Genomic DNA, 22,092 nt, shown 5'->3' with positions numbered 1-22,092 from the left:
AATACATACGGGGAGCTTTGCAAATGTCTGAACGCGAGTCGATGGAATATGACGTGGTCGTGGTTGGCGGTGGACCCGCCGGCTTGGCCACCGCAATCCGTCTAAAGCAGCTGGCCGCTGAAAAGAATCAGGAAATCGGCGTGTGCGTCCTGGAAAAAGGCGCGGAACTGGGTGCACACATCCTGTCCGGCGCCGTCATGGACCCGCTGGCGCTGACCGAACTTATCCCCGACTGGAAAGAAAAAGGCGCACCGCTGACCGTGCCGGTCACGCAGGACAAGTTCATGTTCCTGTCCCAGACCGGCGCGCGCACCACGCCAAACTGGATGCTGCCGCCCTGTTTCCACAACGAGGGCAACTACATCGTTCGCCTGGGCGACGTCGTCAAATGGATGGGCGAGCAAGCCGAGGCGCTGGGCGTGGACATCTTCCCCGGCTTTGCCGCGGTTGAAGTGCTGTACGACGAAAACGGCGCCGTGCGCGGCGTGGCCACCGGCGACATGGGCGTGGCCCGCGACGGTTCGCACACCGACCACTACCAGCCCGGCATGGAACTGCATGCCCGCTACACCGTGTTCGGCGAAGGCTCGCGCGGCCAACTGGGCCGCCAATTGATCGAACGCTTCAAGCTGGACGATGGCCGCAACCCGCAGTCCTACGGCATCGGCATCAAGGAAATGTGGGAAGTCGACCCGGCGCAATCCAAGCCCGGCCTCGTCATCCACACGGCCGGCTGGCCGCTGGATTCCGACACCTACGGCGGCTCGTTCCTGTACCACCTGGACAACAACCTGGTGGCCGTGGGCATGATCGTCGGCCTGGACTACGCCAACCCCTGGCTGTCGCCGTTCGACGAATTCCAACGCTACAAGACGCACCCCGCCATCCGCGGCACCTTCGAAGGCGGCAAGCGCATCGCCTACGGCGCGCGCGCCATCACGGCCGGCGGTTTGATGTCCTTGCCCAAGCTGACGTTCCCGGGCGGCGTGCTGGTCGGCTGCGAGGCCGGCTTCCTGAATGCGTCCCGCATCAAGGGCAGCCATGCCGCCATCAAGTCGGGCAAGATGGCCGCCGAAGCCGCATTCGACGCCCTGCTGGCCGACCGCCGCCAGGACGAACTGGCCGCGTATCCGAAGGCTTTCGAGGCTTCGTGGCTGCACGCGGAATTGAACAAGGCGCGCAACTTCAAGCAGTGGTTCAAGAAGGGCCGCACCATCGCCACCTTGATGACGGGCGTGGAGCAACTGCTGCTCAAGGGCAAGATGCCCTGGACCCTGCGCCACAACAAGCCCGACCACGCCTGTCTGCAACCGGCGTCCGAATGCGCGCGCATCGACTACCCGAAGCCCGATGGCAAGCTCACCTTCGACAAGCTCAGCTCGGTGTTCATTTCGAACACCAACCACGAAGAGAACGAGCCCATCCACCTGACCTTGAAGGACCCATCCGTGCCGGTGCAGGTGAACCTGGCCAAGTACGGCGGCCCGGAATCGCGTTACTGCCCGGCCGGCGTGTACGAGTTCATCAAGGACGATCACGGCGAGGACCGCTTGCAGATCAACGCGCAGAACTGCGTGCACTGCAAGACCTGCGACATTAAAGACCCCACCCAGAACATCGTCTGGGTCGCCCCGCAAGGCGGCGAAGGGCCCGTCTACAGCGGCATGTAAACCCCGGCCAGGGTTGTCGGATACCCTGCCTCAAGGCGCCTTCCGGGGCGCCTTTTTCACGAACCAAGGCGGCATCATGACTGAACGCGTACTTTTCATCGGCTGTGGCGACCTTGGTCAGCGCGTGGCCCGGCGCTTCCTGGCGCGTGGCGACCAGGTGTACGCGCTGCGCCGCCATCCGCCCGCCGACAACAGCGGCATCCAATGGCTGCAAGGCGACATCACGCGCGCGGACACCCTGCCCGCGCTGCCCCAGGGCATCACGCGGCTGATCCACGTACCCGCCCCGGGCGGGCGCGATGCCGCCGTCTACCAGGGCGTGTTTATTGACGGCCTGCGCCATGTGCTTGACGCGCTGGACACCTCGCAACTCAAGCGTGTGGTGTTCGTGTCGTCCAGCGCGGTGTATGGCGAGCACCACGGTGAATGGGTCGACGAAGACACGCCACCCGCGCCGCAGGGCTTCAACGGCCGGGTGTTGCTTGAGGCCGAAGCGGCGCTGGCCGCGCGTGGATTTTCATCCACGTCGATTCGTTTCGCCGGGCTGTACGGGCCGGGCCGGCTGCAATTGATTGAGCGCTTGCGTAGCGGTGCGGCGGGCGCCCCACGCGAGCCCGAGCACTGGGCCAATCGCATCCACATCGACGACGCCGCCGGGGCCGTGTTCCATCTGGCGCTGTTGCCGGACGTGGCGCCGGTCTACATTGGGTGCGACAACACGCCACTGCCGCTGCACGTGCTGTACACCGAGCTGGCCGCGATGATCGGCGCCCCCGCGCCGCGCGAGGCGCCCGCGCCTGCGAATGTGGGCAGCAAAAAGCTCAGTAACGGGCGGCTGCGCGCCAGCGGCTTCACACTGCAATGGCCGGATTCACGCAAGGGTTACGCGGCGCTGCTGGCGGACGCTGGCGCCCGCCAGCCAGGCACGACGCAGGCATAGTTCGGCCGGCATCGAATCGTTGCATGCCCGGGGAGCAGATACTGGCAGCCGGATCTCCTACCGGCCATGCCATGCTTCCCGCCCATCCCCTGCTTGCCGTCACGCACGGCGACCCCTACTCCTACTACGCCGCGCTGGCGCGCGAGAAGCCCCTGTACCGCGACGACGCGCTAGGCCTTTGGGTCGCCAGCCACCCTGACACGATCACGGCCGTGATGCGCAATCCAGCTGCGCGCGTCCGTCCGCCATCGGAACCAGTGCCGCGCGCCCTGTGCGCCGGCCCCGCAGGCCGGCTCTTCGGCCGCTTCGTACGCATGAACGACAGCGATATGCACACACGGCTGAAGGCCTTGCTGGCGGCATACATCCAGGAACAAGGCACGCAAGCTTGTACCCCGCGATGGCCCGCGATACCGGCCTTGGACGCCGCTGCCATAGACCGCTACCTGACCGCCGCCCCCGTGCATGCTCAAGCAGCCTTCCTGGGACTGGCTCCCGCCCTGCACGCCGATAGCGCTGCCCAGATTGCCGCGTTCCTGTCCGCCCTGCCCACCACCGCCGATGCGGACCAGATAGCCGCCGGACATGCCGCTGCCGACGCGCTGCAACGCCGCCTGGAATCCTTCCTGCTCGCCGCCGACGCCGGCCCGGCCTTGCGCAAGCTGCGAGATGACGGCGCCCGCGCGCAGATCCCCGCTGCCGTGCTGGCGGCGAACCTTGCCGGCCTGTTGTTTCAGTCTTGCGAAGCCGGCGCCGGGCTGCTGGGCAACGCGCTGATCCATGCCGGCAGGCGCGGCGTGTCTGCCGATGCCGTCCCCGCCGACGCCGACGCGATCGTCGACCACGTCATCCGCCACGATCCGCCCCTGCACAACACGCGGCGGTTCCTGGCGGACGCCATCTCGGTGTGCGGCCAGCGGATCGAGGCCGGCCAGACCGTGCTGCTGATATTGGCCGCGGCGGCAACGGTCCAACCCGATGCCGGCTGGACATTCGGCGCGCAACGCCACGCCTGTCCCGGCCAAGGGCTTGCGCGCCGCCACGCTGCGGACGCGCTGTTTCATTTGCTGCAAGCCGGAGCCGACGCGGCCGCCCTGGCATCCCGTTTCCGGTATCGGCCGCTGCCCAATGCACGCGTGCCACAGTTTGCGTTTTCAAAGGAACCCACCCCATGATTGCCGTGATATTCGAAGTCGAACCCGCCAATGGCAACCCCGATCCCTATCTGCACATTGCCGCCGGCTTGATCGACGAACTCAAGACCATCGACGGCTTCATCTCGGTGGAACGCTTTCAAAGCCTGAGCACGCCGGGCAAGTTGCTGTCGCTGTCATTCTGGCGCGACGAAGACGCCGTCAAGCGCTGGCGTTCACTGGAGTCGCACCGCCGCGCCCAGGAAGCCGGACGCGGCGGCGTGTTTCAGAACTATCGTCTGCGGGTGGCGCAAGTGCTGCGCGACTACGGCATGACCGAGCGCGACGAAGCGCCCGCCGACAGCCGCACGCGGCATGACTGACGCCGTCTGCGCCGTTCAGGCCAGGTGGCGCGCCACGGCTTGAACCACACGTTGGACGTCGTCGGCCGACACGTCCAGGTGCGTGACCAGGCGCGTGGGGCCGCCGTAGACGGCGCGCATCTGGATGCCTTCCTTGCCCAGCGCTTCGGTCAACGACTCGCATCGCGTCGGCTCGAATTCCACGAACAACATGTTGGTGTCCTGGCTCAGCACCTTCACACCCGGAATACCCCGCAAGCCCTCGGCCAACGCACGGGCGTTCTCGTGGTCATCGGCCAGGCGCTCCACGTGATGTTCCAGCGCATGCAGGCAGGCAGCGGCCAGCACGCCAGACTGGCGCAATCCGCCGCCCAGCACCTTGCGCCAGCGGTACGCGCGAGCGATCAGTTCCTTGCTGCCCACCAGCACCGATCCCACCGGCGCGCCCAAGCCCTTTGAAAAGCAGATGGACACCGAGTCGAAGGGCTGGCACATGTCGACCAACGGCTTGCCACTGGCCACCGCGGCGTTGAACACGCGCGCGCCGTCCAGGTGGGTCGCCAAGCCCTCCTTGCGCGCCCAATCCGTGGCAGCCTGGATGTAGCCGGCCGGAATCAGCTTGCCGTGACACGTGTTTTCCAAGGCCAGCAAACGGGTGCGGGCAAAGTGCGGATCCCCCTTGGGCTTGACCGCTGCCGCCAGCTTTTCCAACGGCAGCGAGCCGTCTTCGGCGTGTTCGATGGGCTGGGGCTGGATGCTGCCCAGCACCGCCGCGCCGCCACCTTCGTACTTGTAGGTGTGCGCCAGTTGCCCCACCAGGTATTCATCACCACGGTCGCAATGGGCCATCAACGCGGCCAGGTTGCTTTGCGTGCCGGACGGAAAGAACAGCCCCGCCGCCTTGCCGGCGCGCTCGGCCACGGCCGCCTGAAGCTGGATCACGGTGGGGTCATCGCCCATCACGTCATCCCCCAAAGGGGCGGAAACCATGGCCTGCAACATGGCGGGTGTGGGCCGTGTGACGGTGTCGCTACGCAGATCGATCATTGGAGAATCCTTGATTGGGGAATAGGAGGATCGGGAAGGTGAATGCGGAGTCAGGAGCTGCGGGTTGCCGGGGCGGCGGGCGCGGCCCGGCTCACCACGAAGATACCGGCCAGGATCAGCGCCATGCCGCCCAGTTCGACCAGCGAAGGGCGCTCGGACAGAATCGCCCAGGCCAGCAGCATGGCCACCACCGGCACACCCAGGCTGGACAGACCGGCAATCGACGCGGGCACGCGGCGCACCACCTGCAGCCACAGCAGCCAGCCCGCCGCCGTGGCAATCAGAATGATGTAGGTCATGCCCGTCCATAGCGGCCAGTCCCATTGCGCCGTCATCTGCGGCACCAGGTACGCAACCGGCACCATGACCAGACCGCCGAACAGCATCTGCCACGCGGTGAACGTCATGACGTCGGGCGCGTGGCGTTCAAACATGCGCTTGGACAGCACCGTGCCCACGCCCCAACACAGGCCGCTGCCCAGGCCCAGCAACACGGGGCGTATATCGCCCAGGCCGTTCCACGGTTCAACAAAACAGACCAGCCCGATCGCCGCCAGGCCGATGCCCACGCCATGCTTGGCCGACGGGCGCTCGCCCAGCAGCCACCATGCAAACAGCACCACCCAGAACGGCATGGTGTAGGCCATCAGCGAGACCTTGCCCACACCGCCCGACACCAGCGCCGTCTGCACAAAGCCCTGGAATCCCGCCGTCTGGGTCAGGCCGATCAGCAGGGTCAGTTTCCACGGGGGCATGCCCAGCGGCCGGCGGGTCGCGATGGCCAGCGCGAACAGCACCAGGCTGCCCACCACATAGCGCAGCGCCACGAAGTCGAAGGGGCCGATGTAAGGCACGATCAGTTTCATCGCAATCCAGCTACCCGCCCAGACCACGATGGTGCTGAACATCAGGGCAAGTCCTGCGCGATCGAAACTGCTGCGGCTCACGTGGTTGGCTCCGTCTTGGAAGGGATTGAAAGCAAGGGGCGAAAAAAGAAAAGACGCCCGGACCGGCAATTACCGGTGCGGGCGTCTGACATTATGCTCCTGTCGCCAGGTAGTCGATTGGCCGTTTATGGCCGATCGTACTTACAGCGGCTTGGCCAATTGCTCCAGAATAGCGGGATTCTCAAGCGTGGACACGTCCTGCGTGACTTCCTCGCCCTTGGCCACCACGCGCAGCAGCCGGCGCATGATCTTGCCCGAGCGCGTCTTGGGCAGGTTGTCGCCAAAGCGGATGTCCTTGGGCTTGGCGATGGGGCCGATTTCCTTGGCGACCCAGTCACGCAATTGCTTGGCGATGGCCTGAGCCTCTTCGCCTTCGGGACGCGCCTGCTTGAGCACCACGAAGGCCACCACGGCTTCGCCGGTGGTGTCGTCCGGGCGGCCAACCACGGCGGCTTCCGCCACCAGTTCGTGCGCCACCAAGGCCGATTCGACTTCCATCGTGCCCAGGCGGTGGCCCGATACGTTCAGCACGTCGTCGATGCGGCCCATGATCCAGAAGTAGCCATCCGCATCGCGTTGCGCGCCGTCGCCGGCCAGGTAATAGCCGCGCAACTCCGACGGGAAGTAGCTCTTCTTGAAGCGCTCCGGGTCGCCCCAGATGTTGCGGATCATCGCGGGCCACGGGCGCTTGATGACCAGGAACCCGCCATTGCCTTTTTCGACGTCGCCGCCGGTTTCATCAACGATGGCGGCGGCAATGCCCGGCAGCGGCAGCGTGCACGAGCCCGGCTTGGTGGGCGTGGCGCCCGGCAAGGGAGTGATCATGTGGCCGCCGGTTTCAGTCTGCCACCAGGTGTCCACGATCGGGCAGCGTTCGCGGCCGACGTGCTTGTGATACCACATCCAGGCTTCGGGGTTGATGGGCTCACCCACCGTGCCGATGATGCGCAGGCTGTCCAGATCGTAGTTTTTCGGGTGCGCGTCCGGGGTCGTTTCCGACGCTTTGATCAGCGAACGGATCGCCGTGGGCGCCGTGTAGAACGTGGTGACCTTGTGGCGCGCGATCATGTCCCAGAAGCGGCCGGCGTTGGGGTACGTGGGCACGCCCTCGAACACCACCTGCGTCAACCCGGCGGCCAGCGGGCCATAGGTGATGTAGGTGTGGCCAGTGACCCAGCCCACGTCGGCCGTGCACCAGTAGACGTCATCCTTGCGGGCGTCGAAGGTCCACTTCACGGTCAGCAACGCCCACAGCAGGTAGCCCGCCGACGAATGCTGCACGCCCTTGGGCTTGCCGGTGGAACCGGACGTGTAAAGAATGAAGAGCGGGTGTTCAGCGTTGACCGGCACGGGTTCGCAGGTGTTGGGCTGGCCGGCTTCGACCTCGTGCATCCAGAGGTCGCGGTCTTCGTTCCACTGCACCTTGCCGCCGGTGCGTCGATACACGATCACTTTGTTGACGGCTTCGCAGCCGCCCATGGCGATGGCGTCTTCCACGGCGGGCTTGAGCGGGATGGTCTTGCCGCCGCGTACCTGTTCGTCGGCGGTGATGACCAGCGAGGCGCCCACGTCCACGATGCGTTCTTGCAGGCTCTTGGCCGAAAAGCCGCCGAACACCACCGAGTGCGTCACGCCCAGGCGCGCGCAGGCCTGCATGGCCACCACGGCTTCGATCGACATGGGCATGTAGATGATGGCGCGATCGCCCTTCTTGTAGCCCAGGTCCTTCAGGCCATTGGCGAAGCGGCACACGCGCGCCAGCAGTTCGCGGTAGCTGACCTTGTTCACCGTGCCGTCGTCGCCTTCGAAGATGATGGCGGTCTTGTCGGCGTTGCCGTTGGTCAGGTGCACGTCCAGGCAGTTGGCCGACACGTTCAGTTCACCGTCGCCAAACCAGCGGTAGAACGGCGCGTCGGACTCGTCCAGCACTTGCGTGAAGGGCTTGGTCCATTGCAGATTGTCGCGGGCCTGGCCGGCCCAGAAGCCGTCGAAGTCGTTTTCCACCTGGGCACACAGCGCGTTGTAGGCGTCCATGTTGGGAATCGCCGCGCCCTCGGCCGCGCGCTCGGGCGGCGGGAAGACACGGGTTTCTACCAAGACGGACTCAATTGCATTCGACATGATCTTGTCTCCAAACGGTGATTTTGTTGTTGATGCCGCTGTTTTGCCTTGGCCGCCGAACCGCAAGTGTCGTGAAGGATTGCGGCGCGGGGACATTTCTTATCTACCCACCACCGTATCGCCACGCTCTTACGGGCACCTTACGCAAAATACGGGCCAGAGCCCAAGCAATCAACGCAAGGCATCACGCATCACACGTGATGCCTTGAAGGCAGTTCATAAGGATAGCAGCCTGATCAACACCGCGGCAGGCTGCGGCAGGAGTTGATTCAGACGGCGGGACGCCGCGCCAGGCCGCGCTTCATATCCACGCGCGACAACAGGATGAGGCCGCCCACGAAGAACACGCCGGTCACCAGGATGGCCAGGCGATGGTTGCCATCGGTGGCCCAGGTGACGATGCCGTAGGTCAACGGCCCGATCACCGCGGCCAACTGCACGGCAAAGGTCCACAGCGAATAGAACTCGGCCAGGCGGCCGGCAGGCGCCAGCGCCCCGGTCATGGCGCGGCCTGCGCTTTGGGTGGTGCCCATGCACAGCCCCGCCAACGTGGCGGCCACCCAGAACACCGGTGCCGTCACGGCCGAATATGCCACCAGCACCATCACGATCCAACCGCACAGGGTGATGGCCAGCGCCGGTTTGTGGCCGATGCGGTCCTGCACATAGCCGAACGAAAACGCGCCCACGGCCGCGCCAATGTTCACCGTGAAGACCAGCAGCATGATCTGCGGCGTGGTGAACCCCATGACTTCGGAGGCGTAAACGGCGGCCAGCGTGATAACGACCGAGATACCCGCCTGATAGCAGGCGATGCACATCAGCAGCCGGCGGAACTCGGGAAAATGCTGGCCGGTTTCGCGCCAGGCATAGGCCAGGCGCTTCAACATGTGCAGCGCTTGCGGCTTGACCGCCTGTGGCCGCGCGCGCTCTTTCAGCAGAAAGAACGACGGCAGCGCCGCCAACGCGAATACCGAGCAAGTCACCACGATGACCCAGGGCACGAAATGTTCCGCCGTCATGCCACGGGCTTCGGCCGATGTCACCACCACCAGCGACAAGCCCAGCGTCAGCATGCCGCCGCAATAACCGAAGCTCCAGCCCCAGCCCGATACGCGGCCCAGCGCGGCCGGGCGGGCAAGCTCGGGCAGGAACGCCGCCACCACGGACTCCCCCACGCAGTAGCAATAGTTGGACACCACGATGGCGGCCAGCGCCAGCCACACGTCGCCGGGGCCGGCTTGCGTCAGGACCAGCGTGGCGGCCACGCAGCCGATGGTGCTGGAATACAGCAGGCGACGCTTGCTGCCGCTGGCGTCGGCGCGCGCGCCCAGCGTGGGCATCGTCAGCATGATGAGCAGGTAGGACAGCGACAGCGCCGCCGTCCAGGCCAGCGTGGCCCACGGGGCTCGCCCGCCGACCACGCCAACAAAATAGGTGCTGAACACCGCCGTGAGGATGACGGTGGTGTAGCCGGAATTCGCGAAGTCGTACATGGCCCAGGCCCAGACTTCGCGTTTGGCCACGCCAGGGTTCAAGGGGCTGGCGCCCCCTGCCCCGACTTCAGGCGTGGAACCGCCCGCGGGCGGTTCCGGCAATTGCGTCTGGCTCACAGGCCCAGCGCGGCAATGCCTGCTTGCGCGATCAGCACGTCTTCGGTCGACTTCACGCCCGACACGCCGACGGCGCCAACCACATGGCCGTTGACGGTGACCGGCACGCCGCCTTCCAGCATGCCTTCGATCAGCGGCGCCGACAGGAACGACACGCGACCGTTGTTGATCATCTCTTCGTAGATGCGCGATTCGCGGCGGCCCAGCGCGGCGGTCTTGGCCTTGGCGGGCGCGATGTGCGCCGAGATGGGGGCCGCGTCATCCAGACGCAGCATGCCAAGCAGGTGGCCGCCGTCATCGACCACCGAGATGGTCACGGCCCACTTGTTCTGCACGGCGTGTGCTTCGGCCGCGGCGAGGATCTTCTTGACGTCTTCGGCGCTCAGCACGGGTTTGGTATTCATTGCAACGACTCCTTGATCTGTTCCAGGGCGGATGGGTCTTCAATGGTCGTCAGGTCTCCGGGATCGCGGCCTTCGCATACTGCGACGATCGCACGGCGCAACACCTTGCCTGAACGGGTCTTGGGCAAAGCGCCCACGAACCGGATCCTGGCGGGTCTTGCCACCGCTCCCAACTGATCTTCCACCAGCCGCATGATATCGCCTTCCAGCTGCTTTGCCCCGTCGGGCGTCTCGGCCCCGGCGGGATTCTTCAGCACGGCGAACGCCATGGCCACCTGGCCCTTCAACGCATCCGCCACGCCCACCACCGCGCATTCGGCAATGCCGCTGTGGCTGTTGACGGATTCCTCGATCTCGCGGGTGCCAAGACGGTGACCGGCCACATTGATCACGTCGTCGGTACGGCCCAGGATGAACCAGTATCCGTCCGCATCCACCCGCCCCCAATCGAACGTGGAATACACCTGCCGTCCGGGAATCGACGTGAAATACGTTTGTACGAAACGCGCGTCGTCGCCCCAGATCGTGGACATGGCGCCGGGAGGCAGCGGCGGCACGATCGCGACCACGCCTTTTTCGTCCGGCCCCAGATCTTCGCCCGTGGCCTCGCTGACGATGCGCGCGTCAAAGCCGTAGACCGGAAAAGACGGGCTGCCGAATCGGGTCGGCACGTTTTCAACACCGGGCTGCGCGGACAGGATCGGCCAGCCGGACTCGGTCTGCCAGTAGTTGTCGATGATGGGTTTGCCCAGCCCTTCTGAAATCCAGGTGGCGGTCGGCTCGTCCAAGGGTTCACCGGCCAGATACACCGCGCGCAGGCTGGACAGGTCATGGCGCTTGAGCAGCGCGGGGTCCTGCCGCTTGAGCACCCGCACGGCGGTGGGCGCGGAAAACAAGGTATTCACGCCGAACTGCTCCACCAGCTTCCACAGGATGGCGCCATCGGGGCGCACCGGCGTGCCTTCATACAGCACCGTGGCCTGCCCGCCGATCAAGGGGCCGTAAACAATATAGGAATGGCCGACCACCCAGCCGATGTCGCTGGTGCAAAAAAACGTATCCCCCGCGCGGCCGTTGAACAGGTATTCCATGGACGACGCCAGCGCTACCGCATAGCCGCCCGTGTCGCGCTGCACGCCCTTGGGCTTGCCGGTGGTGCCGGAGGTGTAAAGGATATAGCTGGGCTCGGACGATTCCAGCCACTGCACCGGCACCCGGGCGCCCCGGTGGCGCTCGCGCAAGGTGGCGTAATCCAGGTCACGTCCGGCCACGGGTTCGAACGGCGCCAGCCCCCGGTCAAACACCACCACCGACGCGGGCGGCGACTTCGCCAGGCCCAAGGCCTTGTCCAGCAAGGGCTTGTATGGCACCACCTTGCCGCCGCGCGACCCGCCATCGGTGCACACCACGACTTTGGGCGCGGCGTCGTCGATGCGCTGGGCCAGATTGACGGACGCAAACCCGCCGAACACCACCGAATGCACCGCGCCGATCCGGGCACAGGCCAACATGGTGAACACGGCTTCGGGCACCATGGGCATGTACAGCAACACGCGGTCGCCCCGCCCCACACCCAGCTCCTTAAGCATGGCGGCGGCCGCGTTGACCTCTTCGTAAACGTCTTGCCGGGTGTACGTCCGTTCTTGCTCCACCTCGGTGGACACCCAGATCAGCGCGGGGTGTTCAGCCTGGGTCGGCAGCCATCTGTCGACCGCGTTGTAGCAAAGATTGGTCGTTCCGCCCACGAACCACTTGGCGAATGGCGGCCGAGAGAAATCCAGGACAGACTTGAAAGGCGTATCCCAGTGGATGCGCCCCGCCTCCTCGTGCCAGAAGGCATCCCGGTCATGCAATGATCTGTAATGGAAATCCCGAGTTTTTTGCATTTGTGTCTCCTGGTATTGTTCGTACGCCTTAAGGCGGATTGATTTCTTGCGAATCTTTCGGTCATTTTGGTAGGCAAACCTTGCACGAGGCTTGCCACAAGTCAAAAAAGATTCTTCCAGATGTCCACGCGGCACGGAACCGTTACTGATCTGGCACTGATTAGTAATGAAAGTTTGGTAGAATCCCCGCGAAGTTGTAGATAATTGTTGATTCTGCTGACATTTCGGCCCATTCCACGGCTAATTCCGTGGTTTTTGCTGTGAAAAGCAGGTCAACCCAGGCGAATGCATCGACACTCCATACTCGCGCGATTCAATTCATCCACTGGCCAGGCAAAGCGCGGTCTGCGTACGCTCGCGCTGATGGCATGTGTTGCGAGTCTGGCAGGTTGTGCAGGCACCGGGCAAAAGTCAACCGCCCATACGTCCGAGATTGACCCGTACGAAATGGAATGGGTCGCCACCGCCGATGACCCTATCGGCATGCTGGTGACACAAAAATTCAAGCGCGATCGCCAAGGTCGCAGTGCCAGCAACGCCGGCGCCAATAGCGGCGACAACGCCATGGTCAGCGAAGCCCTGAACTACCTGGGCATCCGATACCGCTTCGGCGGAAGCACTCCCGAAACCGGTTTTGATTGCAGCGGCCTGGTCTCCTATTCCGCTGAACGCTCGTTGGGCTTGAAGCTACCGCGCAACGCCGCCGAAATGGCCCGACAAGGTGTCTCGGTCGCCAAGAACGAATTGAAGGCTGGCGACCTGGTCTTCTTCAACACCATGGGCCGCCGCTATTCACACGTAGGCATCTACCTGGGCGACGACCGCTTTGTACACTCGCCCAGCGCGGGTGGCGTCGTGCGGGTGGAAAGCATGACCCTGTCCTACTGGACCAAGCGCTACAACGGTGCCCGCCGGTTGGACAATACCTTGATGGCTTCGGCCCGCGCCGCCAACTGATTTCCTGCTTTCGGCATGCTCGCACGAGCGACTGCCGGAACACCATCCCCCAAAAGCAAAACGCCGTCAGACTTTGGTCTGACGGCGTTTTTCATTGCTCTTCGCGGCTCGGGGGCCGCAGGCCGTTTCGGCCTCCCCAGTTTTTATGGTCCAGCGACTACGCGTGAATTCAGTGCACGGTGCCTGCACGCGGGCACAGGCCGCATTGCTGCAGGGCTTGCTGCATGCTGCATACCGAACGGCGACAAGCCACGACCCGGATGCCGCCACGCTGCGCGGCGTTGCGGAAGGTCTTCATGACGTTGTGGCCAAGGAAGTCAGTCAGCAAAATAACCAATTGCGTGCCCGAAGGCAGTTGTAGCGTCTTCTTCTGATGCGAGGGATCACGGCCGCTGATGTGATGCGTGATCGAAATATTGTGTCCTTTGAGCAGATCCGGAATATTACCCAGTCGATCTGCCCCAACCACTACTGCACTGAGTCCTGCCGTCATGATGAACCTCACTGGTCGTTGAGCCTGGATGTAATGATAATGATTCCTATTTTTTAGTCAACTTAAATGAGATCGGTTCTTATTTAATTATTTATATGAGCTTGTGCGAGGGGATAGTGAGATTTGCTATCGTCCAGGGAACTCGCGGCTGTCCGGCCGGTCGCGCCATGCCGGCCCTGTCCGGCAGCGCAAAAAAACGCGGCGTCCGAAGACGCCGCGCTGATTGGATCGCGAACCGGTATCCCGCCTATTTCGGCACGCCTTGCACGGCCTCGGCGACAACCGCGCGCGTCAGCGCCGGCGCCAGCATTTCCAGGAACGTGTAGACGTAGTCGCGCAGGAACACGCCCGATTTCACACCCACGCGCGTCGTGTGGGTGCCAAACAGATGGCCCACCGGCAGGCCGACCAGGTTTGAGTCGCGGCGCGGGTCATAGGCCACGCCAGCGATGATGCCGATACCCAGCCCCACGTCCACATAGGTCTTGATCACGTCGGCGTCAATGGCTTCCAGCACGATGTCGGGGTGGATGCCCTGGTTGGCGAACACCTCGTCAATGGTGCTGCGGCCGGTGAACGCGCGGTCGTAGGTCACGATGGGATGCTCCGCCAGTTGCGCCAGCGACAGGCGCTTGGCGGCGCTGGACGTCAGTTCTGCCAGGGGATGGTCCGGGCGCACCACCACGGTGTGCTCCCAGGTATAGACGGGCAAGGTGGCCAGGCCGGGCGTCAGCGCCAGGGACTCGGTGGCCAGCGCCAGATCGGCCTGCTCATGCAAGACCATTTCCGCCAGTTGCGCCGGGCTGCCTTCGGCCAGCGACAAATGCACTTTGGGAAACTGCTTGCGGAACGCGGGGATCACGCGGGGCAACAGGTAGCGTGCCTGGGTGTGGGTGCAGGCGATGACCAGGCCGCCCTCGTCGCGCCGGGCGAATTCATCGCTGACTTTTTTCAGGTTGTCGACTTCGCGCATGATGCGGTCGATCACTTGCGACACGGCCAGGCCCGGCTTGGTCAGACCCTTGATGCGCTTGCCATGGCGTTCGAAGATCTTGATGCCAAGCTCGTCTTCGAATTCGATGATGGCCTTGGAGACTCCAGGCTGCGAGGTATAGAGCATCCGGGCGGCTTCGGTCAGGTTGAAGTCGCGCCGGATGGTTTCACGCACAAAACGAAATTGCTGGAGGTTCATTGAATTGGCCCCTGATAGATCGGCCAATTATAAGTAATAAGGACGCCTCGCTATATGACTTATTTATATAAGCTTAGGAGCAAGGCGTCCCCTCTTTCAGCGCATCGAGATCGTGGTGTTCACCGTCTTGGCGTGGGCCGACCAGCGGGCAGTTACCGTCTTGGTCTGGGTCCAGAACTGCACGGCCTGCTTGCCATTGGGGCCCAGGTCGCCCAGCTTGGAGCCGCGCGAACCCGTGAAGCTGAACCACGCCACCGGCACGGGAATCGGCACGTTGATGCCAACCTGGCCCACATCGATGTTGTTCTGGAAATAGCGCGCCGCGCCGCCATCCTGCGTGAACAGCGCAACGCCGTTGCCGTTGGGATTGCGGTTGATAAAGGCGACCGCATCTTCCAGCGTTTCCACACCCACGCAGCACAAGACCGGTCCGAAAATTTCTTCGGTGTAGATGGTCATGTCTTCGTTGACGCCGTCAAAAATCGTCGGGCCCACGAAGTTGCCTTGCTCAAATCCCGACACCTTCAGGTTGCGGCCATCCAGCAGCAGCTTGGCGCCTTCGTCCACGCCCTTCTGGATCAAACTTTCCACGCGCTTCTTGGCATTGGGCGACACCAGCGGGCCCAGATCGGCTTCGCGGTCGGTGCCGGAATTGACCTTGAGCTTCTTGGAACGCTCGACAAAATCGGGCAGCCAGTTGCGGGCATCGCCCACCAGCACGGCCACCGACGAGGCCATGCAGCGCTGGCCGGCAGCGCCGAAAGCCGCGCCCACCAGTTGGTTCAGCGCCACTTCGGGGTCCGCGTCCGGCAGGATCACGCAATGGTTCTTGGCGCCCATCATCGACTGGCAACGCTTGCCCGCAGCCGATGCGCGGTTGTAGATCTCGGTGCCCACGCGGGTCGAACCAATGAACGACACCGCCTTGATGTCGGGGTGTTCGCACAGGCCGTTGGCCGTGTCGGGGCCGCCATGCACCACGTTCAGCACGCCGGGGGGCAGGCCGGCTTCCAGCGCCAATTGGGCCAGGAACAGCGACGCGGTCGGATCCTGCTCGGACGGCTTGAGCACGAAGCTGTTGCCGCAGGCCACGGCAATCGGGAACATGAAGCAAGGCAGCATCACCGGGAAGTTGAACGCGGTGATACCCGCGCAAACACCCAGCGGCTGGATCAAGGTGTAGACGTCGATGCCGGACGCGGCGTTTTCGGCGTACTCGCCCAGTTGCAGATTGGCGATCGAGCAGGCGTGCTCAACCACTTCCAGGCCGCGCCCGATTTCGCCTTCGGCGTCGGGCAGCGTCTTGCCATGTTCGCGCGTGATCATCTCGGCCAGCTTGCCGGTGTTGGCACGCAGCAGTTCCTGGAACTTCAGCATGACGCGCATCCGCGTGCCCTGCCCGCTGTTGCGCCAGGTCTTGAAGGCCTCTTTGGCGTTGGAGACAGCCAGGTCCAGCTCTTCGCGCGTGGCGAAAGGCACCTTGGCAACGACCTCCTGGGTGGCGGGGTTGATCACGTCGCGCCATTCGGTGGATTTGGACTGCACGAGCTTGCCGCCGATCAATAGCGGAACGCGGGGGACTTCACTCATTTCATGCTCCTCACACTGCGTAGTCGATGCGGATGGAATCCGCGTTCTTGGATCTTGCAGCGCACCGGCCAGACAGAGGCCCAGCCGGCGCGCCAGGCTTATTTCTTCACCAGCGGGCAACTTGAATCGGCAAGGGGCTGGAAGGCTTCGGCCGCCGGAATGGTGGCCACCAGCTTGGAATAGTCCCAGCCGCCCTTGGATTCCGCGGGCTTCTTCACTTCGTACAGGTACATGTCGTGGATCACGCGGCCATCGGGGCGGATCGATGCATTGCGCATGATCGGGTCCTTGATGGGCAATTCACGCATCTTGTCGGCCACGACCTTGCCGTCGGTGCTGCCGGCGGCGGCGGTCGCCCGCAGGTAATGCAGCACGCTGGAATACACGCCCGCCTGCGTCATCGTGGGCTTCAGGCCCCGGAAGGCCTTTTCGAAACGCGCGGCCCATTGGCGCGACGCATCGTCGTAGTCCCAGTAAAAGCCGTCCACGTATGACAAGCCTTGCGCATTCTCCAGGCCCAAGGCGCGCAGGTCCGACAGGAAGATCAACAAGGACACCAGGCGCTGCCCGCCTTCAACAATGCCGAATTCACGCGCCTGCTTGACCGCGTTGACGGTGTCCTGGCCGCCATTGGCCAGCGCCACGACCTGCGCCTTGGAGCTTTGCGCCTGCAACAGGTACGACGCAAAATCCGGCGCGTTCAAGGGATGCCGAACGTTGCCGGCAACCGTGCCGCCCAGCGCCTTCACCGCCTTGGCCGTATCCGCTTCCAGCGAGTGCCCAAACGCATAGTCCACAGTGATGAAGTACCAGGACTTCCCGCCCGCCCGCACGGTCGCCTTGGCGCCGCCCGCGGACTGCGAATACGTGTCGAACATCCAATGGAACCCGACGGGCGAGCACTCCTTGTTCGTCAGCGCGGTGGTGGCCGGGCCGGAGAACATCACCACCTTGTTTTTCTCGCGCGCAATGCCTTGCACCGCCAGCGCCACGGCCGAGTTGGTCAGGTCGGCAATGGCCGTCACGCCATCGCGGTCGAACCACTCACGCGCTTTCGCGGCGCCCACGTCCGCCTTGTTCTGATTGTCGGCGGACACCAGTTCGATCTTCATGCCCTTGCATTCCGCGGCCAGGCAGTCGTCGATGGCCAATTGCGCCGCCGCCACCGAACCCGGCCCGCCCATCCCGGCGTAGGTGCCGGACATATCCGTCAGAATGCCGATCTTCACTGGCGGCTTGTCGGCCGCCTGCGCCTGGCTTACCAATAAAGCGCCCAGACACAAGCCTGCGGCCAGCCCGCGTGCGTGCAATTTCATGGATTTGTCTCCTGAGTGTTATGCGCTGAGTCGTAGCGATATGCCGTCTTTGCGGCCTGCGGCTCCCGGGGGCATTCCCCGAGGCCTGCCGGCCCAGTGTAGATGTGTGAAAATCAACAAGCAACACCAGAAATGCACATTCCTTGTGCATTCATGCACAATAAGAAAATTGCCTCGCGCCCCTGTTGGCGCAGGGCCTGCGGAGAGCGAAATCGTGTTGGATTGGGATAGCCTGCGGTACTTCCTGGAAGTCGCCCGAACGCAGCGGGTCAGCGCCGCCGCGCGCAAGCTCGGGGTGGAACACACCACGGTGTCACGCCGCATTCGTGCGCTGGAAGCCGAGCTGGACACCCTGCTGTTCGAGAAATCCCGCAGCGCGGGTTTCATGCTGACGGACGACGGCCAGCGCCTGTTCGTGCATGCCGAGCAGATGGAAAGCACGGTGCATACCGCCCGCGAAAACCTGTCGGGCATCGGCCAGGCCTTGTCGGGGCACGTGCGCATCGGCGCCACGGAAGGGTTCGGCAGCTATGTGCTGACGCCGCTGGCCGCCGATTTCCAGCGCCGCTACCCGCACATCACGCTGGACATCCTGCCCGTGCCACGCTTTGTCAGCCTGTCAAAGCGCGAGGCCGACCTGGCCATTACCATCGAACGCCCGCAGCGCGGCCCCTATGTGTGCAGCAAGCTCTGCGATTACACCTTGCGCCTATACGGGACGCCGGGGTATCTGGCGCGCCACCCGCCGATTGCCACGCGCGCGGACCTGGCCCAGCACACCTTCATCGGCTATGTGGACGAACTGCTGTTCAGCGAACGCCTGCGCTACCTGGAAGACCTGCTGCCCGCCAGCAATGTGGTCTTGCGCAGCACCAGCGTGGTGGCGCAATACCATGCGGCGCTGCAGGGCCAGTCCTTGGCGATCCTGCCCTGCTTCATCGCCGCGCAGGACCCGCGCCTGAAACCGGTGCTGGAAAAGGAAGTGGAGATCACGCGCTCGTTCTGGATGTACTGCCATGAAGACCTGCGCAAGCTCAAGCGCGTGACGGCGCTGTGGGAATTCATCCGCAAGTCGGTGCTGAAGAACGCCGACCTGCTGGCGGGCAAGCGCGGCACGATGAAGTACCTGCCGTGATGGAATACCTGCCGTAAAGCAAAGGGGCCGGAAACCGGCCCCTCTTTGCGTCTTGCCTGGTTAGCGTCTTGTCCGGCCCTAAGCCGGGGTCGCGCTCTTGGGCGCCTTGACGCGCAGACGGCGCATCAGCAGGAACACGGTCAGCAAGGCGACCGCGCCATGGATCGCCCACACCCCCACGCCGAAGCTGAGCTTGCCGTTGGAGATCCAGGCGCGCGACAGGTTGATCATGTTCATGTAGAGCAAGCCCACCAGGCCGGCTATCAGCAAATCGCCAGAACGCCCCAGGCGCGGGTTCACCGCCCCCAGGGGAATGGCCAGCAGCGCCAGGTTGAGCGCGGCCAGCGGCAACGAAATGCGCCACATGACCTGCGACCAACTGCTGTCGGTGTCATCCGCGATCAGTTGCATGGTGGCGCGCGCCTTGGACGAGCGCTCGGCCGCGGCACGGGCTTCTCCAATGGGGTCTTCGCCCGCCTTGCTTTCCAGGCGCAACCCGTACTTTTCGAAGTGCACCAGACGAATCTCGGGCGTACCCGGCTTGAGGTCATAGCGATGACCTTCGCCCAGCACCAGGAAACGGTCGCCATTGGGCAGGGTTTCGCTGTGCGCGCTGCTAGCCGTCAGCACGCTCAACCATTCAGGCCCGGTTTCGCGCGCGAACACGTTACCCAATTCGTCGGTGGGCTTGACCGGGTCTTCCGAGAAGAATACGCGGCTGCCGCCAGACGATTCCGCGAACTGCCCGGCCGTCACTTTGGACAGGTCGGAACGCTGCTCGAACCGTTCGTGGTATTCGCCAATCTGCCGGTAGGCCCACGGCGCGGCCACCAGCGTCAAGCCGGCCACCGCCAGCGCCACGGGAATGGCCACGCGCAGCACGGGCCTTAGCCAGTCGGCCAGCGACAGGCCGCTGGCAAACCACACCACCATTTCGGATTCACGGTAATTGCGCGTGACGGTCGTCAGCACCGCGATGAAGATGGACACGGCCAGAATGGTCGGCAAGGCAGTGATGGTGGACAGCGCAGCCAGCACCACGACGACGTCGGCTCCGATGTTGCCCCCCGCGGCCTCACCGAGCAGGCGCACGAGAAGCACGCTGAGCCACACGACGAGCAACGTGGAAAAGACAACGCCAGCGTGACTGGTGATCTCGCTGACGACAGAGCGTTTAAATAGAGACATGGGAGAATATGCGGGATAATCGACCGCATCATACACAGACGTACACGGGAAACCCTCATGGAATTTAGCACACAGACCACTGCTTCCCTGCACCAGGTTAAAACCGCCGCCCTGGCTGTCGGGGTGTACGCGGATGGCGTGTTGAGCCCCGCCGCGGACATCATCGACCGCGCTTCCAACGGCGCCGTGCGCGCCGTGGTCAAGGCCGAGTTCCGCGGCCGCGTCGGCTCCACGTTGACGCTGCGCACGCTGCCCGGCGTAACCGCCCAGCGCTTGGTGCTGGTGGGTCTGGGCAAGCAGGAAGAATACTCGGCCCGCGTCCACGCATCGGCCGAACAGGCGTTCGCCTCGGTCTGCGTGGCCGCCCAACTGACGGAAGGCGTGTCCACGCTGGCCGCCAACCCCATCGCCGATGTCGCCATCATTGCCCGCGCCCGCAGCGCCGCCATCGCGGCCGGCGCCGCCACCTATCACTACGACGCCAGCTTCGGCAAACCCGACCGCGACGCCCGCCCCAAGCTCAAGAAGATCATCCAGGTGGTCGAGCGCGCCGACGCGGCCCAGGCCCAGAAAGGTCTGCGCGAAGGTGCCGCCATCGCCAATGGCATGGAACTGACCCGTACGCTGGGTAACCTGCCGGGCAATATCTGCACCCCCACCTACCTGGGCGACACGGCCAAGCGCCTAGCGCGCGAATTCAAATCCCTGAAGGTTGAAGTGCTGGACCGCAAGCAGGTCGAGGCGCTGGGCATGGGTTCGTTCCTGTCGGTCGCACGCGGTTCCGCCGAAGCGCTGCGTTTCATCGTGCTGCGCCACGCCGGCGCCAAGGCCGCCAAGAAGGGCGCGAAGAGCGCCCAGGGCCCGATCGTGCTGGTCGGCAAGGGCATCACCTTCGACGCCGGCGGCATCTCGCTCAAGCCCGCCGCCACCATGGACGAAATGAAGTACGACATGTGCGGCGCCGCCAGCGTGCTGGGATCGTTTCGCGCCCTGGCCGAACTGGAACTGCCGCTGGACGTGGTCGGCCTGATCCCCGCTTGCGAAAACCTGCCGAGCGGCACCGCCAACAAGCCGGGCGACGTCGTCACCAGCATGGCCGGCCTGACCATTGAAATCCTGAACACCGACGCCGAGGGCCGCCTGGTCCTGTGCGACGCCCTGACCTACGCCGAACGCTTCAAGCCGTCGGCCGTGATCGACATCGCCACCCTGACCGGCGCTTGCGTCGTGGCCCTGGGCCATGTCAACAGCGGCCTGTTCTCGAAAGACGACGCGCTGGCCGAGGCCCTGGCCACGGCGGGCCGCAAGTCGCTGGACACCGCGTGGCGCCTGCCGATGGACGACGCCTACCAGGAACAACTGAAGTCCAACTTCGCCGACCTGGCCAACATCGGCGGCCCCCCGGCCGGCGCGGTGACCGCGGCGTGCTTCCTGTCGCGCTTCGCCAAGGCCTACCCGTGGGCCCACCTGGACATCGCCGGCACTGCCTGGCGCGGCGGCAAGGACAAGGGCGCCACCGGCCGCCCCGTGCCCCTGCTGATGCAATACCTGCTGGACCAGGTTTGAAGCCTTTGCAACGGAACCGGGCATGACGCGGATCGACTTCGCCTTCGGCGCGCCCGACCGCTTGCGCATGGCCTGCCAGGTGGTGCGCAAGCGCGTTCTGGCAGGGCAGCGGCTGGTGGTGTACTGTAAAGACGGTTCGCGGCTGGCCGCGTTCGACCGCATGCTCTGGGCCTTTGACGACACCTCGTTCGTGCCGCACGTGCTGGCCAGCGACCCGCTGGCGCCCGAAACGCCGGTTGTCCTGACGGCGGGAGACCCCCAGCAAGCAGCCCAGGCCGCCCAGCCCGCGGCGGAGGCAGACGCCGCCCCGCTATGGCTGTTGAATCTGGACAACGACTGCCCGCCCGGCTTCGACACCTTCGAGCGCCTGCTTGAAATCGTGTCGGATGACCCGGACGACAAGCAAGCCGCTCGCCAGCGCTGGCGCGTCTACCAGAATGCGGGCCACACGCCGCTAAGCCACGACCTCAGCCGCCAACCGCCCGGCGGCTGACCAGCCCAATCCATCCCGACGGGCGCGGTACCCGTCGCG

General features: G+C 64.5%; 19 protein-coding genes. 8 read left to right on the top strand and 11 right to left on the bottom strand.

What is annotated here, in order from left to right:
• Positions 1–23 precede the first annotated feature (23 nt).
• From P8T11_RS26885 to P8T11_RS26870, 4 genes are all read left to right on the top strand, one after another.
• Positions 24–1,670, top strand: coding sequence for an electron transfer flavoprotein-ubiquinone oxidoreductase (locus tag P8T11_RS26885; RefSeq protein ID WP_268079230.1), 1,647 nt, complete (start codon positions 24–26; stop codon positions 1,668–1,670).
• A 76-nt stretch (positions 1,671–1,746) separates the two neighbouring features.
• Positions 1,747–2,610 carry an NAD-dependent epimerase/dehydratase family protein gene (locus tag P8T11_RS26880; protein WP_268079231.1) on the top strand — a complete coding sequence of 288 codons (864 nt, stop codon included), beginning with the start codon at positions 1,747–1,749 and terminating at the stop codon, positions 2,608–2,610.
• Between the two features lie 71 nt (positions 2,611–2,681).
• On the top strand, positions 2,682–3,785 hold the full coding sequence (locus P8T11_RS26875) for a cytochrome (protein ID WP_268079232.1): 1,104 nt from the start codon (positions 2,682–2,684) through the stop codon (positions 3,783–3,785).
• Positions 3,782–4,126, top strand: a complete 345-nt coding sequence (locus P8T11_RS26870; protein WP_268079233.1) for an antibiotic biosynthesis monooxygenase family protein — start codon at positions 3,782–3,784, stop codon at positions 4,124–4,126. The genes P8T11_RS26875 and P8T11_RS26870 overlap by 4 nt, the downstream gene beginning before the upstream one ends.
• 15 nt (positions 4,127–4,141) lie before the next feature.
• On the opposite strand, the gene ltaE is transcribed toward P8T11_RS26870, so the two are convergent.
• The 6 genes from ltaE to P8T11_RS26840 form a co-directional block, all read right to left on the bottom strand.
• Positions 4,142–5,152 (bottom strand): low-specificity L-threonine aldolase, encoded by a 1,011-nt coding sequence (gene ltaE / locus P8T11_RS26865; RefSeq protein WP_268079235.1) that lies wholly within the window; start codon positions 5,150–5,152, stop codon positions 4,142–4,144.
• Between the two features lie 50 nt (positions 5,153–5,202).
• On the bottom strand, positions 5,203–6,099 hold the full coding sequence (locus P8T11_RS26860; RefSeq protein WP_268079236.1) for a DMT family transporter: 897 nt from the start codon (positions 6,097–6,099) through the stop codon (positions 5,203–5,205).
• Between the two features lie 141 nt (positions 6,100–6,240).
• Positions 6,241–8,220, bottom strand: coding sequence for an acetate--CoA ligase (acs, locus tag P8T11_RS26855; RefSeq protein WP_268079237.1), 1,980 nt, complete (start codon positions 8,218–8,220; stop codon positions 6,241–6,243).
• Between the two features lie 269 nt (positions 8,221–8,489).
• Entirely contained in the window at positions 8,490–9,833 is a 1,344-nt protein-coding gene (locus P8T11_RS26850) for an MFS transporter (protein ID WP_418910267.1), read from the bottom strand.
• Positions 9,830–10,237 carry a heme-binding protein gene (locus P8T11_RS26845; protein WP_006218075.1) on the bottom strand — a complete coding sequence of 136 codons (408 nt, stop codon included), beginning with the start codon at positions 10,235–10,237 and terminating at the stop codon, positions 9,830–9,832. The genes P8T11_RS26850 and P8T11_RS26845 overlap by 4 nt, the downstream gene beginning before the upstream one ends.
• A complete protein-coding gene (locus tag P8T11_RS26840) occupies positions 10,234–12,162 on the bottom strand; it encodes a propionate--CoA ligase (RefSeq protein WP_268082496.1) in 1,929 nt (642 codons plus the stop codon). Before P8T11_RS26840 ends, P8T11_RS26845 begins: the two co-directional genes overlap by 4 nt.
• Positions 12,163–12,408: 246 nt before the next feature.
• On the opposite strand from P8T11_RS26840, the gene P8T11_RS26835 reads away from it, so the two are divergent.
• Complete coding sequence (locus tag P8T11_RS26835; RefSeq protein WP_268079238.1) at positions 12,409–13,080, top strand: C40 family peptidase; 672 nt, start codon at positions 12,409–12,411, stop codon at positions 13,078–13,080.
• Between the two features lie 169 nt (positions 13,081–13,249).
• On the opposite strand, the gene P8T11_RS26830 is transcribed toward P8T11_RS26835, so the two are convergent.
• The 4 genes from P8T11_RS26830 to P8T11_RS26815 form a co-directional block, all read right to left on the bottom strand.
• On the bottom strand, positions 13,250–13,573 hold the full coding sequence (locus tag P8T11_RS26830; RefSeq protein ID WP_035212827.1) for a DUF2325 domain-containing protein: 324 nt from the start codon (positions 13,571–13,573) through the stop codon (positions 13,250–13,252).
• A gap of 247 nt (positions 13,574–13,820) precedes the next feature.
• Positions 13,821–14,765 (bottom strand): CysB family HTH-type transcriptional regulator, encoded by a 945-nt coding sequence (locus P8T11_RS26825; RefSeq protein ID WP_268079239.1) that lies wholly within the window; start codon positions 14,763–14,765, stop codon positions 13,821–13,823.
• A 96-nt stretch (positions 14,766–14,861) separates the two neighbouring features.
• Entirely contained in the window at positions 14,862–16,355 is a 1,494-nt protein-coding gene (locus P8T11_RS26820) for a CoA-acylating methylmalonate-semialdehyde dehydrogenase (protein ID WP_230693665.1), read from the bottom strand.
• 98 nt (positions 16,356–16,453) lie between these two features.
• The gene (locus P8T11_RS26815) at positions 16,454–17,671 is read right to left on the bottom strand and encodes an ABC transporter substrate-binding protein (RefSeq protein WP_268079240.1); all 1,218 of its coding nucleotides are present in this window, start codon (positions 17,669–17,671) and stop codon (positions 16,454–16,456) included.
• A gap of 214 nt (positions 17,672–17,885) precedes the next feature.
• Here P8T11_RS26815 and P8T11_RS26810 point away from each other — a divergent pair, with 214 nt between their 5' ends.
• Positions 17,886–18,806, top strand: coding sequence for a LysR family transcriptional regulator (locus P8T11_RS26810; protein WP_050447653.1), 921 nt, complete (start codon positions 17,886–17,888; stop codon positions 18,804–18,806).
• Positions 18,807–18,884: 78 nt separating this feature from the next.
• Here the strand turns inward: P8T11_RS26810 and lptF are convergent, their stop codons facing one another.
• Positions 18,885–19,994 (bottom strand): LPS export ABC transporter permease LptF, encoded by a 1,110-nt coding sequence (gene lptF / locus P8T11_RS26805; protein WP_268079241.1) that lies wholly within the window; start codon positions 19,992–19,994, stop codon positions 18,885–18,887.
• Positions 19,995–20,051: 57 nt separating this feature from the next.
• Between lptF and P8T11_RS26800 the strand changes: the two genes are divergently transcribed.
• Entirely contained in the window at positions 20,052–21,560 is a 1,509-nt protein-coding gene (locus tag P8T11_RS26800; RefSeq protein WP_268079242.1) for a leucyl aminopeptidase, read from the top strand.
• 22 nt (positions 21,561–21,582) lie between these two features.
• On the top strand, positions 21,583–22,053 hold the full coding sequence (locus P8T11_RS26795; protein WP_268079243.1) for a DNA polymerase III subunit chi: 471 nt from the start codon (positions 21,583–21,585) through the stop codon (positions 22,051–22,053).
• The last annotated feature ends 39 nt before the right edge of the window (positions 22,054–22,092 follow it).

It is taken from the genome of Achromobacter spanius (genome assembly GCF_029637605.1).
GTDB classification, from domain to species: Bacteria; Pseudomonadota; Gammaproteobacteria; order Burkholderiales; family Burkholderiaceae_B; genus Achromobacter; species Achromobacter spanius_E.
Note: the sequence above shows the minus strand (reverse complement) of the source record. Positions and strands in the feature narration are given on the sequence as shown.

Excerpts from the sequence above, each read along its gene's own strand:
- P8T11_RS26885 (WP_268079230.1), top strand. The coding sequence starts at position 24 with ATGTCTGAACGCGAGTCGATGGAATATGACGTGGTCGTGGTTGGCGGT.
- P8T11_RS26880 (WP_268079231.1), top strand. The coding sequence starts at position 1,747 with ATGACTGAACGCGTACTTTTCATCGGCTGTGGCGACCTTGGTCAGCGC.
- P8T11_RS26875 (WP_268079232.1), top strand. The coding sequence starts at position 2,682 with ATGCTTCCCGCCCATCCCCTGCTTGCCGTCACGCACGGCGACCCCTAC.
- P8T11_RS26870 (WP_268079233.1), top strand. The coding sequence starts at position 3,782 with ATGATTGCCGTGATATTCGAAGTCGAACCCGCCAATGGCAACCCCGAT.
- ltaE (WP_268079235.1), bottom strand. The coding sequence starts at position 5,152 with ATGATCGATCTGCGTAGCGACACCGTCACACGGCCCACACCCGCCATG.
- acs (WP_268079237.1), bottom strand. The coding sequence starts at position 8,220 with ATGTCGAATGCAATTGAGTCCGTCTTGGTAGAAACCCGTGTCTTCCCG.
- P8T11_RS26845 (WP_006218075.1), bottom strand. The coding sequence starts at position 10,237 with ATGAATACCAAACCCGTGCTGAGCGCCGAAGACGTCAAGAAGATCCTC.
- P8T11_RS26835 (WP_268079238.1), top strand. The coding sequence starts at position 12,409 with ATGCATCGACACTCCATACTCGCGCGATTCAATTCATCCACTGGCCAG.
- P8T11_RS26830 (WP_035212827.1), bottom strand. The coding sequence starts at position 13,573 with ATGACGGCAGGACTCAGTGCAGTAGTGGTTGGGGCAGATCGACTGGGT.
- P8T11_RS26825 (WP_268079239.1), bottom strand. The coding sequence starts at position 14,765 with ATGAACCTCCAGCAATTTCGTTTTGTGCGTGAAACCATCCGGCGCGAC.
- P8T11_RS26820 (WP_230693665.1), bottom strand. The coding sequence starts at position 16,355 with ATGAGTGAAGTCCCCCGCGTTCCGCTATTGATCGGCGGCAAGCTCGTG.
- P8T11_RS26815 (WP_268079240.1), bottom strand. The coding sequence starts at position 17,671 with ATGAAATTGCACGCACGCGGGCTGGCCGCAGGCTTGTGTCTGGGCGCT.
- lptF (WP_268079241.1), bottom strand. The coding sequence starts at position 19,994 with ATGTCTCTATTTAAACGCTCTGTCGTCAGCGAGATCACCAGTCACGCT.
- P8T11_RS26800 (WP_268079242.1), top strand. The coding sequence starts at position 20,052 with ATGGAATTTAGCACACAGACCACTGCTTCCCTGCACCAGGTTAAAACC.
- P8T11_RS26795 (WP_268079243.1), top strand. The coding sequence starts at position 21,583 with ATGACGCGGATCGACTTCGCCTTCGGCGCGCCCGACCGCTTGCGCATG.